The organism is Robertkochia solimangrovi (assembly GCF_007279655.1).
GTDB classification, from domain to species: Bacteria; Bacteroidota; Bacteroidia; order Flavobacteriales; family Flavobacteriaceae; genus Robertkochia; species Robertkochia solimangrovi.
Window position 1 is genome coordinate 816,101 of the sequence record NZ_QKWN01000001.1, and the last position, 13,129, is coordinate 829,229.

The 13,129-nt window shown below is 40.7% G+C and carries 13 protein-coding genes; all 13 read right to left on the reverse strand.

All coding sequences use genetic code 11. From position 1 onward, the window contains the following. Positions 1 to 41: 41 nt before the first annotated feature. Entirely contained in the window at positions 42 to 644 is a 603-nt protein-coding gene (locus tag DMZ48_RS03500) for a dihydrofolate reductase family protein (RefSeq protein WP_143953699.1), read from the reverse strand. Positions 645 to 692: 48 nt separating this feature from the next. Beyond that, entirely contained in the window at positions 693 to 1,238 is a 546-nt protein-coding gene (locus DMZ48_RS03505; RefSeq protein ID WP_143953700.1) for a GNAT family N-acetyltransferase, read from the reverse strand. A gap of 73 nt (positions 1,239 to 1,311) precedes the next feature. Then, positions 1,312 to 1,848: a dihydrofolate reductase family protein gene (locus DMZ48_RS03510; RefSeq protein ID WP_143953701.1), complete on the reverse strand. Its 537-nt coding sequence runs from the start codon at positions 1,846 to 1,848 to the stop codon at positions 1,312 to 1,314. A gap of 52 nt (positions 1,849 to 1,900) precedes the next feature. Continuing rightward, positions 1,901 to 3,016 carry a serine hydrolase domain-containing protein gene (locus tag DMZ48_RS03515; protein ID WP_162558657.1) on the reverse strand — a complete coding sequence of 372 codons (1,116 nt, stop codon included), beginning with the start codon at positions 3,014 to 3,016 and terminating at the stop codon, positions 1,901 to 1,903. A gap of 413 nt (positions 3,017 to 3,429) precedes the next feature. Beyond that, complete coding sequence (locus tag DMZ48_RS03520) at positions 3,430 to 4,179, reverse strand: Type 1 glutamine amidotransferase-like domain-containing protein (protein WP_143953703.1); 750 nt, start codon at positions 4,177 to 4,179, stop codon at positions 3,430 to 3,432. A gap of 49 nt (positions 4,180 to 4,228) precedes the next feature. Next, the gene (locus DMZ48_RS03525) at positions 4,229 to 5,206 is read right to left on the reverse strand and encodes a hypothetical protein (protein ID WP_143953704.1); all 978 of its coding nucleotides are present in this window, start codon (positions 5,204 to 5,206) and stop codon (positions 4,229 to 4,231) included. Between the two features lie 245 nt (positions 5,207 to 5,451). Further along, entirely contained in the window at positions 5,452 to 6,231 is a 780-nt protein-coding gene (locus DMZ48_RS03530) for a DUF4349 domain-containing protein (RefSeq protein ID WP_143953705.1), read from the reverse strand. Between the two features lie 297 nt (positions 6,232 to 6,528). Further along, a complete protein-coding gene (locus tag DMZ48_RS03535) occupies positions 6,529 to 7,065 on the reverse strand; it encodes a hypothetical protein (RefSeq protein WP_143953706.1) in 537 nt (178 codons plus the stop codon). 153 nt (positions 7,066 to 7,218) lie between these two features. Next, entirely contained in the window at positions 7,219 to 9,264 is a 2,046-nt protein-coding gene (locus DMZ48_RS03540; RefSeq protein ID WP_143953707.1) for a DUF4910 domain-containing protein, read from the reverse strand. A 162-nt stretch (positions 9,265 to 9,426) separates the two neighbouring features. Continuing rightward, on the reverse strand, positions 9,427 to 10,002 hold the full coding sequence (locus DMZ48_RS03545) for a hypothetical protein (RefSeq protein ID WP_143953708.1): 576 nt from the start codon (positions 10,000 to 10,002) through the stop codon (positions 9,427 to 9,429). Between the two features lie 19 nt (positions 10,003 to 10,021). Continuing rightward, positions 10,022 to 11,044, reverse strand: coding sequence for an alpha/beta fold hydrolase (locus DMZ48_RS03550; RefSeq protein WP_143953709.1), 1,023 nt, complete (start codon positions 11,042 to 11,044; stop codon positions 10,022 to 10,024). 65 nt (positions 11,045 to 11,109) lie between these two features. Continuing rightward, on the reverse strand, positions 11,110 to 12,204 hold the full coding sequence (locus DMZ48_RS03555; protein WP_143953710.1) for a hypothetical protein: 1,095 nt from the start codon (positions 12,202 to 12,204) through the stop codon (positions 11,110 to 11,112). A 72-nt stretch (positions 12,205 to 12,276) separates the two neighbouring features. Then, complete coding sequence (locus DMZ48_RS03560; RefSeq protein ID WP_143953711.1) at positions 12,277 to 13,083, reverse strand: alpha/beta hydrolase; 807 nt, start codon at positions 13,081 to 13,083, stop codon at positions 12,277 to 12,279. Positions 13,084 to 13,129 lie beyond the last annotated feature (46 nt).

A 13,129-nucleotide genomic window follows, 5' to 3' on the forward strand; every position in this document is an offset into this window, starting at 1 on the left:
TGCGGCATATTCAATGACGTTATCAGTAAAATGAAGGTATTTTAATAGGAGCCTGTAGCCACTTCACCTTCTCGTTTAAAGCTTGCAATGATCACACCGGTAGAAGTAACGGTATGTTCCTGTAAAGAAAACGCAGCGGGAATAACACCGTTCGTAAAAAGTTTTTTTCCATTCCCTAAAAGTAACGGATGGATTTTAAGGCGTAATTCATCTACCAGATCATGATTTAGCAGCAGTGGTACAAGTTCGCTACTTCCCCAAACCTGAATAGGAGCACCAGCAGAGGCTTTGATTTTTTTGACTTCCTCAATATCCCGAATAATTTTGGTATTGTTCCAGCCGATTACCCTTGGATCGGTATCTGACAGGGAATTGCTGAAGATGTATTTGTTTCCTGCATTGATTCCCGGCCAGAATTCACCATGGTGAGGCCAGTAATCGGCCCAGATGTCGAAGGTCTTTCTGCCCAGAAGGTAATCGGAAAAATCCAGTTCCTCCTTGACCACCTTACCATAGGTTTCATCACCAAAGGGTTTGGTCCAGCCACCATATTCAAAATTACCTGAAAGGTCTTCTTCGGGTCCACCCGGAGCCTGTATGACTCCATCCAGGGTTATCATCGCTAAAACCGTTATTTTTCTCATCAGATATTGATAATGATCCTGTTAAAGTTAGTGATATCTCTTTGAATTTTAGAAATTCGAACTGTTTTTCCAGTCGGTTCGAAGCATGGCGAAAATGACATCGTCCACCCATTGATCGTTTAGGAAAAGACTTTTCCTGAAATGTGCTTCTTTTTGAAATCCGGTACGTTCGAGCAGTCGAATTACCGATAGGTTTTCCGGATCGATGGAGGCGATGATACGATGCTTATTCAACTCGGTGAATAAAAATGTAATGATACTTTCTAAAGCTTCTGTGGCAAATCCCTTTCCCTGGAAATCCTGATGAAGAGTACAACCGATCTCTACCTGTTCATTACGGATTCCAAAGAAATGGAGTCCGATATCGCCCATGAGTCTTCCAGAAGCATTTTCAATAATGACAAGCTGAAACCATGTTTCCGGTAGATCTGGTTCACGGGCGGTCTTGTTGATGAATTCGGTTACCTCCGGCAGGGATTCCGGTATCCAGCCTTGATATTTATTGACTTCCTTATTTTTCCGGTAGGCAAAAACAGATTCGCTGTCATCGTGTGCTATCGGACGTATTAAAAGTCGGCTGGTCATCAGTTTCATAGGGGTAAATTATGAATTATTATCATATTAGTACCTTGTGTATGTAGCAATGCGGGAATGTAGTATTGCACATTTATTCACTAAACTTTTGATAATGGAGCTGTACGAGTCCTGTTTCGAAGCTTTTTGCAGAGATCAGTCTTAATGCCTGTTCCGGTCTGCCGTTTTGAAAAAGTCGTATACCATCTCCAGTCAGGACGGGAATCACAGAAATGATAAATTCATCGATGAGGTTTTCTTTAAGCAAAGCGTTTACAATGGCTGCACCTCCATCACAAAATATGTTTTTACCTTTTTTGCTTTTTAAAGAAAAAATGAGTTCTGTTAAGGAACCCGAGTAAAAGTTTATTGTATCCTGTGCAGGTTTCGAAGTTCGGGTAATGATATAGGTTTCCTTGTCGGAATGTGGAAAAAAACCGACTTGCTTTACCACCCAGTCATAGGTTCTTCTTCCTATGATGACCGTATCCACGTTTGCTATAAAATCATGATAACCATAATCTTCTCCTTCCTTTTGAACCCGGTCCAGAAAACTTAGGTCATCGTTCGGTTTTGCAATGTAGCCATCCAGTGAACAGGCAATGTAAACGATTAATTTTCGAGGTTCCATCTTAATTTCTTTTTCAGATCCAATTACTTATTTTTCATTAGTGAATGTCTCATTATTTTTCCTCGAGAAGTTTGATATAAGCCAGTACCAATGAATCGGTTTTTTCTACGAGGTCATCATCGAAAAGGGTGTTTCTGTTCATGAAAATGGCGATGGTCAGGGGTTTGTTCAGATATCGCTTCGTAAAGGTATTTGTACCGAACCATCCTCCGGTATGCATAGCCGTACTGTCGGTTACCATCCATCCCATGGCATAATGCATTTCCTTATCGTTCATAGTGAATTGCGAGCTGGGTTTAAAGATCAGTTCTGCAGTGGCATCCGAAAGTAGCATCCCGTTTCTCAATGCCTGATCATAGCGAAAATAGTCATTTACACTTGTGTAGACCCCACCCGCTCCAAGGAGTCCATTCAGAAAATGACCGTCGACCTTTTTCCAATTTCCCTGAGCGTCTTCTTCATAGCAATATGCTCTTTCCTGAATGTCGATAGGATGAGCCAGATCGAAGAAATTCGTTCCTTCCATTCCCGCTTTATCGAAAACATAGGTTTTGGCATATTCAGCAAACTTTTGTCCGCTGACCTTCTCAACGATACAAGGAATAAGCTCATAGATACCGTTATTGTACTGGAATTCTTCTCCATGAGGCGTTATAGTTCTGTTCTGATGTTGATACCAGGCGAGTATATCTTTATTCTCCGCTACCTTAGTCGAATCCCATTCGGTAAAGAAGGCTTCCTCGGCATCTTGTTTACCTGAAGTATGATTGAGAAGTTCTTCCAGGGTAGTACCATCTTTAAAGGATTCCACAGGAAAAAACGAGTAAACGGAATCGTTCAGATTTATCTTGCCTGCATCTACCAACTGGAGGATACTCAGGGCGGTGAATTGTTTACTGATCGAGCCCATTCTCAGATTTGTACTTTTAGTGATGGGTTGGTTGGCGGATACATCACGTAAGCCATACCCTTTACCGATCAGCATTTCTCCGTCATAAGCTACCAGTAGTGCTGCACCGGGTTCATCGGGGTCGATCTGATCATTGAACAATGCATCAAGTTTGGATTGAAGTTCTTTAAGTTCCTTTGATTCAGAAGCAACAATTTCCCTGGTTTCTGATTTGCAGGAGAGGAAAAGCAGTATTGCAGTACAGATTATATTTTTCATTTCACTTGTTTTAAACATATAGGTTGTAGCCGATATCGTTTGGGGAAATGAAGGTTTAAATGGGGCATTTTATAGCAGCGGACAACTTATTGATTTTGAATTTCGCCGATTCGTATCCAAACGAAAATGTAATTTCCATAATCTTGAGACGTATGGTGTACACCCATACCACCTAAGCCATCGTAGCGTATGCACCCTTTACGATTCTCATTGGAACCGGAAGTGTCATGCCAGATGTTATTCAGAGAATAGAATTCCTGAATTCCATAGAGCGCCCACTGACCTCAGAATCTTTCCGGGTCAGTGGCGGCTGCTACACGGTTACACTTTATAAAGATCTGAGACAGTACAATACCACAAGAACAGACTAGCAGTTTTCGATAGATTCTTGTCATCAGATTTTTAAAAAAGGTTTACTGAAGGATTATATGGTCCAGCTTTTCTTCAACCACTTCTCCGTCTTTTAAGGAAACGAAGTAGCAGTTATATTTCTCATCGATGGAAACTACTTTAAAAGGTTTACCGTTCTTAAAGATGATCCCAGCATTGTTATCCATTGCATATCCTGCTTTGAAAACCCCTTTTTTAATATTTTCATGATACACCGGTCTGCGGAATTCTTCACCATCATAATGCGGACTATGGCTATAGGGCAGGAATCCTAATCCTTCTACAACACTTAATTCGATCGGGCGGGAATCGGTAGTACCATTGTCGAACCAACAAAGGGATCCGGCACTTCCACCGGCAAGTACGATACCTTTTTCCAGTGCTTTCTTAAGTACTTTGTCGATACCCTGTGCCTTCCAGATGGCGATCATGTTAAGCGTGTTTCCTCCGCCGACTACGATGGCGTCCATACTGAGTAATACCTCTTCAAAGGTTTGTTTCTGGCGATAGGAACTTATCCATACTCCCTGTACATAAGGTTCTACCGGAAGGTCATTTACAAGCTCATACCAGCGGATGATCCCTCGTTCACTATCTCCTGACGCCGTTGGCAGATAACAGATTTTAGGGCGTTCCTTGCCGGTTAATTGTATAATCTCCTTCATGAATAATTTGTTTGGACCACTTCCGAACGGGAAGATATACTGATCCTGGCAATAGGCTGTTCCCGAAAGTAAAATAACGGCGAGGTACAGCAGAAATGTTCTTTTCATATATTTTGTATTTGGTTGGATGATACTAATATATGATTTAATTCATATTCTATTCAGAGATTTCAAAAGTCTTGAGCAAGTTCATTTCTGAAGGTTTAGGAACTTCAGAGATCAGTGCATACTTGCCGGGATCGAGCGTAACTTTGAAATATCCTTTGTGTCCGGCAGGCATATCGTTCACGCCACCCAGAAAGGTAAAGCCCTCCGGAACCGGATCGATGAGTCCGTCAAGATTAAGCCAGTTCATCCAGTTCTCTAGAACCGCAAGCTCTGTATCTTCAGCAATCTTTACGAGATTTACATCATGCCCCTGAAAATTATCATATTTTTTCTGATCGATATAGCTTACTGATAGTACATAGGTGCCGGGTTTATCCGGAAGTGTACCTGTGATACCTGCCTCACTTGAAATGCTTATTTCATAATCGGCCGTAGGTTCCGAAAGGGTGGATTTTTCTTCAGAAACGATAAGTGCTTTATACATTCCCATATTGGTATGGAACATCCCATTGCTCATTTTTACATAACATTCGAAAATGTAGAAACCGGGATCCAGAAATAACGTGGTTACGGCAGTTTTTCCGGGAGAAATTAATCCGACACCTCCGGGCCAGGTTGTACTGGCATACCATTCCGGGATCTTATCAAAGGCCGCAAAGGCCTCCTCATTTTTACCCTCATACATTTTGGAGATCCCTTCTCCAAAAGGGGGGAGTAGTTGTTCCTTGAATTCCTTCATCGTAATGGTGTCAATATAATCGTCGATCAGGATGAAGTGTGGTTGGGTGGATTTGTTGTGGTAGGTCCAGGTTGTCCATCCGGAGGGAATGGTGTCAGGAGCAAAGAATTCCATATTCTCAGTAGTGATATCCACCTCATAGTTGTTCTTGACCACTTCCTTTTCAGGTTCAGCAGGAATCTCTTTCTTTTCCGTTTTACAGGAATGAGTCAGCATAAAAATTAACGGCAATAAAAGAAGAATACAGAAGATCGAGGGAATCCTTTTTTGAATTTGGAAGGTTTTCATATGCTTTAATTTTGGTTGATGGTTAGTATTTCAAATTAAAGCAGGATTGAGAATCGCGGTAATTGCGTTCGGGGATTTCCTGAACATAAAGGAAAAGAATGACAACCTGGGAATTTCTGTATATGAAGCTCTAATCTAAGGATTTTTTTGGGAAATCTAAGTCTTGATAGTTATGAATTTAACAATAGAATTCATGATAACCCACTGTAAATTAGTATTATATTCAAAGAGGAGTGATCAGGAAACTATCTTTTCTTTCTACGATAATATCGGATCCCGAATACTATTCCGAAGGCAAACAGTATAAATGGCCAGATATTGATCAAAGCGACAAAAAACCAGATGAGATTCTCCCAGCCATTTCTAAATCCACTTTTGAATTTTCCTCCGAATGCGGTTTGAACAGGATTGCTTTCGTAAAAGCTGATGGTAAGGGTCGAAAAGGAAATACGGTCTTTGAGGTATTTTAAACGGCCTTCTGTCGATTCTATATCAGCACGTAACTTTCCGAGCTCATTCTCGATCTCCAGTATTTCAGTAACATTCTTTGCCTGAGATAAAAGCTCTGTATATCTTTTTTCCAGTTGTTTTTTAGTCGTCATCCTCACTTCGATATCCAGGTACTCTGCAGTAACATCCTTAACGTTAATTTCCTTATTGTCGAACTCCCCGACCCCTACCGTTGCATCGTTGTATAAAGCTTCGAAATTTTCGGCCGGAACACGAATGATGAGCGTATTGCGGATGCGCTCTGCGTAATTGTCTTCCAGATCTGAAGAAACATAAGCTTTATGTTTTGCAACGGCTTCAAGAATTATTTTTCGGGTGACACCAAGGTCGTCGGTCTCAAATTCGATGCGGCCCTCCCTGATCAGTTTACGCGATGCTATTTCGAAATTATTCTCTCCGATGACATCTTCGGATATTTTTTCGGCAAAGGTATTCTCACCGCTCTCAACACTGCTTTCACAGCTCATAAGCAGAAATAAAAGGGGAAGTACAAGAAAGGTAAAGGTGTGTTTCATTGGATATTCAAAGGATTATTGTTTCCGTTTTAGAAACAAATACTATGCCGACCTTAGGCTGCTTTTGTGGATACCATAATTTGAGTTGATATTCGTAGCAATTTTCACCGTTGGCGTTCCTTTTGCTTTTCTGATCCCTGAAAAAAGTTTATAAATTCCATCTGAAAAGGGTGTTCCGGATAATATCGGTATCAAATAAAAATCCTCAATTTAATTGAATGCAATATATGCGTCAGGAATAGTAATTTTTTCATGACTCAATTAAAATTCAATTTCAGGTATTTGATCGGGATTACTCTAATTCTCATTCAGGAAAGCCTTCTCATCGATTAGTTTCATTGCGATCGTAATTGTGAAATAACGATATACAGCTTTTTGGAATTGGTCTTCGGGTATTGGAGCCAGTATTTTTTTAAAATCATTCAGGGGACCTGAATTTCCCTCTTCATTTATTTTGAACACTTCAGACATGTATTTGTATCGCCAGTTTTCACTGTTGTACAAATCAGATTCGTAAGCTTCAACGAAACAAAGCTTATCCAACATTAACGATCTTCGGATATGTGAGTTGAGATCAAAGTTAAGCTTATGATAAATAGTTAAAATATCTTCTTGCTGAAATTCATTTTCTTCTATCTTCTTGAATAGAATCAGGTAATCCTTTTTTGTTCTGCCAGTTAGAATACCATTTTTCAACAGATGATTTTCAAAATCCAGGTGCAATTCCATGGCAGTTAGCTTATGGGATGTGTTCTCATCGTAATTATAATAGGTATTAATACAGTTTTCCAGGTATTGATCAACTTCTTTCTCCCTTATCTGGGAGAAAAGCATAATAGGTACGAGAGTGTACCCAATAAAAAATAAAATTTTGAAATGATACCCTTTCATTTTCTTATCCTTGTCAATGCTACAGGTAAGAGAATCAATATTTACGGATTGCCGTTTTAAGCTGAGCGATAATAACAATTTGTTACTATACATGAATTATTTCTTCGTTACATAAACCACACCTATACTTTCCAGCGCTTCCAGATATTCACTGACCAATGTCATAGGGATCGGACCGAATTCGGCGGAGACCATATTTCTGATATCGGAGACAGAATTTTTGCCATTCACCCTGTTCAGGATCTCATAACCGTACTCTGAGCCACTTCCACGAATTGCATGGTATGAAAAGATCTTGGGTGCGGGCTTGTTTTTACCATAGTGGTCCTTGAAATAATCGTATCCGAACGATAACATCCCACCCTTCAGACCTTCTTTACGACTGTAGATCTTAAGATTAGTATTCTCAATATGCTGCAGGGGTTTACCTGCTCCTATGGTGGTCATTAAATCTTTGAGGAAGGTTTTGTATTCTTTTTCAATTTTGGAGGGGATCACTGCATAGGGCTTGATCGAATTAAATGCCTGAAGTTCTTGTTCCCAGAAATAATATTTACAATTCGCTTGTTCCTCCGCATTTAAGGCACTGCTGAAGCCTAACATTTCATAGGAGCGCCTGATAAGATCCTGCTTCATTTGTTCCAGGAGGGCAGGGACATCCTTACTATTGAAATCAGCCAGATAATAGGCTGATGCCGCCCCGATGAACGCAGAACGTTTCAGGATGGTCGGATCGATATTTCCGGGTGCATCGTAATTGGTATGAATATAGCGGTCGGGATACTGATGTAAATAAATGGAAGGGATTTGGAAGGAGGCCTCGGTAAAAACTTCAAAATCACTTCCCATACTGAAATTCCCGATGATAGCCTGAAGGGGTTCCTTTCCACCTTCTTTTGAAACCATGGGATATTCGGTTTTTGAACCACTAGCATAGGCAAGGCTGGAATAGTTGAGGAACATACCAAAGGATTCCCCGATATCATTGATAAAGCTTGGGAGGCTCATCGGACCTCGGGAAACCTGATAAACCCCTTTGGTTTCGAGTCCGCCGCCCACCATGTCCATATGGATATTGAACTTCGTTCTTTTTGCAAACTCTGGATCGTAATTCAACAGGATCTTGGTGCCTTCAATCTCCGGAGACCAGAGAAAACGTATGGTCCTTTTGGGTCTTTCGATCCTTTCCTCGTCGATGAGTTTTTTCAGACTTCTGGCAACCTCAAGAATAGCAGCGCATCCGCTGGCATTATCATTGGCCCCGGGTCTGGGGTGGTCGAGATGACAGGTGAGCAGGATTTCTTCCTTCCCTTCATCGGTTCCTTTGATAACCGCGGTCAGGAGATCCCAATCCGTTGGTTTGGTTTCAGTTTCCACATATGCGAATAATCGGATCTGTTCCCCTTTGTTAAGTCGGTTTTGAAAAGCTCTTGCCTGCTTCAGGGAAACCATGAATGCAAAAGAATTTATGTCGGCGAAATAATCGAAATGTCCCCATCGTATAAGGTTCTCATCTTCCCCATGCCATGCGGAAGGCTGGTTCTGAGCATAGCTGATAATACCCGCAGCCTTATATTTATTGATAGCGAGATCTGCAATGCTCCCGGGTTGTGAAGAGGTTAGTACCAGCTTTCCTTCGATGTTCTTATTTTCATAATCAGATTCACTGCTGCCGGAGCCTATATCGACCAGTTCAGTAGCTACTTCACCACTTTTACTATCTTGTGCCACAACCATAGGGATCGATTCATAATCGGCGATCTTACTTTTGTTAGTCCAGACACCCCCTTCATTCTGCTGTTCCCATAGCTCTGCAAATTTTACATTCCAGGCCGGACGGGTCTTATGGGTGCCATACATCAACTTACCATCGGCAGGTATCTTTATTACCGCTACCCCTTCTAAATTATATTCCGTAAGTTTTTCAGAAATAAATGCGATCGCTTTATTGTAATCATCAGACCCACGCATACGATGTAACCTTGTGATGTATTCGAGATTTCGCTTTGCAGATTCTCCCGATAGTTCCTGATCTAAATAGGAAACGAGTTCTTCCTGATTCAGAGGCACCTTCTGTGCTGAGGTAAAGGCAGGAAGTCCACAGAGTACGATGAGGCATAAATACTTCAAGGTTGATGTCATTACGGTTTAGTTTAGTTTTATAAAAAGTCGATGGTTGGCGGAAAATAACTGTTAAATGTAAGAAAAGAATTTTTACGTTATCCGGAGGGTATGGAGATTTCAGGAATCGTTGTTTTACTTCTGTAAATAGCGGTTCCGGGATATGATCAGGTTTTAGTTCCCTTAGAATTGTGCTGTAATATAGATCAATGCAAAGATCCAGCCTGTATAGAGCAAAGTATATCCCAGAGCATACATTGTTGATTTCACGATATTTCCCTGCGTGGTTTTCGATCTGATGAATACCATTTTTAAAGCTCTGAAAAATATCCAGTAAAGTATTGCCAATAAGATGAAAATTGAAAACCATAGCGCTGCCTCCAATACAATCATCAATACGATGATGAGCATCGATATCCCAATCCATACCAGAATGGATAAAACCAGTCCGCCAATACCTTCACCGATCGATACTTCCGGTAATTTAACATCTGGAATAGCATCTCCGGTTATAAAGCCTTTTTTAAGATTTTGGAAACTTGGGTAATCATCGATGAGCCCAATACCCGTATACAGACCATAGCTCATAAAAAAGAAGAGTGCGGTTGCAATGATTCCAAGGGAGAAATAGGAGTTGGAGGTCAGACTTCGTTGAATATTGATTCCGGTTAGATATACTGTTAAAATTGTAATTCCGATTACGATCAGGGAAACGTTAAAAACGGATTTCCCCTTTAAATAGGTTTTGCTGGCTTTCATTTTGAGGGTGTTCATAATATTAATCCAATTCATTTAGGAATTGGAGGATCGCTTCAATGATGAGCTCTGGTGAATCCCGGTATTCATAACCAGAGACCATAGGATTCTTAATTCGGGTGAATTTAAGATTTTTCCCAAACGCCTTGATAAACCGGTCTTCTGCTGCAATGGTTTCGGGATATACTATTTCGGAATAGAAGCTGTGTATTTCATTTTGAAGCGTAGTATCCTTCTTTAGCAGGTTAAAAAAGGAACGAGCGGTTGTATCCTGAATGCTGTTGATCCATTGATCACGGAAGAGGGTGTCTTCTGCAAATCGATCCATAAAATCTCTTGTTGGGGAGGGTGGAATGTTGCTTCTTAGTTCATCCAGCAATGGAGATCCGACAAATAAAAGTGCCGGTGAATATGCTTCATAGCCTTGTCTTCCGTTTTCAGCGACAATGGCAAGTGCCTTAATTTTAATTTTGAAGGATTCAGTAATTGCGAGTTTAGGTATGTATTGCTTTCTGGCTGAAGTAATCTTGTTTCTGTCGTTCTTTTCTGAATTTGCCCCGGGGCTTGCTCTGCTATACATTTCATAAGAATCGAGAGGGTCATTTAAATGAACATCGAGCCAGGGAACTCCCAATCCATTTAAATATACGAGACCCGCAATCCTATCGGGGTAATTTTCAGCGAGACAGGTAAGTTCTGCCGTTACGGAAGAATTCCCCATGAATATGGCTTTGTCAAATCCGAAAGCATCAATAAATGAGATTAGGTGATTTGCTTGATTTTCTACCTTGTAAGATCCTTCAGCAGAGCCACCGTATCCGGGTCTGGTAATTGCCATGACTCTGTTGTTCCCGGTAAAAAACGGGCCAAAGTTCTTGTAGGTATATGCGTCCCATGCTTCGGAATGTACCAGAATAAGCGGGATACCTTGACCACCAAAATCGAGGTAATGTGTATTTAAGCCATTTACTTCAATGAACTTACTTTTAAAGTGAGCCTCTTCCGTCTGTCCGGAAGATATATGATGATTGAGCAGGATCATCATGAAAAGCAAGGTTAACCTATTTAAATTCATTTGCTGACTGGATTGTGTTAGTAAGGTGTTTGTAGTTAATATCCGGTTATGGCTTTTAAGGTTTGAAAGAAATCTTTCTTTCGTGCTGAACGGATCTTCCAATCAGCCGGTATACTTTGAAACCCGGATTCATAACCTTCATCTTTTCGTCTGTAATCGAAATAACCCCAGGAAGCATAGTTTTCAATAGCGGATAAAAGGTTATAAGATTCTTTATCAAAATCATAATGGTCGTCTTCATTGAACACGATGGGTTTTGGGGTGTAAGCAACTGAATTTCTAACTTTTTTCACCATAGCTTCAATATCCTGTGGATTGGCACCATTGCCATGAAGCAAAATGAAGTCGGAATTTTTGATAATTTCCTCTGAAGGAATACTTTTCCCACTATAGCTAGTACTGACCAATAGTTCGTTTTTGCTGATGTTTTTTACCCGGTTGATAAGTTCATTTACACGACCCGGTTTGAGGATATCATGATCATAGTGGATGTTACATTCATTATTGATCTCTACAATGATATTACGATATCCCTCATCCAGAATCCATTTCGTGATATGGTCCACGGCATTGATCACAGCATTTTCATCAGTCAGATATTCATCCTGACCAAAATAGAAATAGCCCAGGATCACCACCATGTGTAATTCATCAGCCTTGTCCAGAATCATTTTTAATCGATTTAAATATTCTGAGTTCAGGCTTCCATCTTTCTCAAAGGCTGAGTTTCTCCAACCTTGATTGCCATAACCGGTAGGACTTCCGCCCTGTAAATTCAAAGTGAATGCCAGTAGGCCATAAGACCTCCAGCTTTCCATCGCTGCGACGAACTCCCCGGTGTTTCTGGATGGATCCCATTCCTGAGTATCCGGATAGACGAATCTTTTTTTTGTAGTGGGGTTTGAGTCGTCAAAGATACCCTGTACCATTCTTGAATTGAAAAGGAGGCCTTCGATCTTATGATCATTCCAGTATCGTCCTTTATAAGTAAGCTGGTCATTGATGTAGAATTGCTCTCCTTTGATCGATACCATAGTGCTGGATTTCTGTTCAGAACTAAAGGAAAGGAATCCCAATGACAGCGGTAAGAGCGTTGCGAATAGTATCAGGATGTTGTATTTTACTTGCATAACGGCTTCATCTAAATTTCACAGCACTTTTTTCAATAGACATACTTAACTGTTGCTCGTCGTCAATTCTGCTTACTCGGCATTCAAATACCTGAGTCCTTCATAAATCGCAGGTAATGGAACGGAGCGATGATCTTCATTTTCCCAATAGTTATGTGTTATATTCATGGAATTTCCAGTAGCGAGAATTCCTTTATAAAATCGTTCATGACGTAATTTATTTTTTCCTTCATTTTTTTCGCCCTGATTTGCAGTTGCTATATAGAGCCGTTTTTCAAAGCATCGTGGATCTGTGTTCTCGATCTTTTCAAGCATGGTGGCTTCATCCCACCAGAGACTAGGGTCAATGGCCAAAAAATTGTCGAACATACTGTTTTCATCCAGGTAGGCATTGACGGTAAGGAGCCCTCCCAACGAGTGTCCGACTAGCGTACGTGATGCTTGTGTTCTGTAATTCTTATCGAGGTACGGAAGAAGTTCATTTTCGATAAATTTCAAAAAATGCTTACCCCCTCCCATCGTGTTGGGCCTTGTGGTCTTTATTTTGGTAATGGTGAAGTCCCGTTCCCTGTCAACATTTTCAATGGCAACAATGATCGTTTCCGGCATAAAGTAGTTTCGATTCGTACCGGAACTCATGAAATGCACGATACCAGAGGTAGTTTTAAAAAAGGTTTCCCCATCAAGCAGGATCAATACGGGATAGCTGTGGCCGGGTTCATCAGGGTCATTGTAAGAATCGGGAAGGTCGATCAGACAAATTCTCTCTTCATTTAGAATTTCGGAATGGATCGAAATGCTTTTCTTTTCCGGTTCAGATTTTTGTTGGCATGAAATTATACCAAAACTAACCAGTAACAGTATTAGTAGTTTTTTCATAGGTCAGTTTATGTCAAGGCTGTAAATGCTGTAAGTCATTGATTTT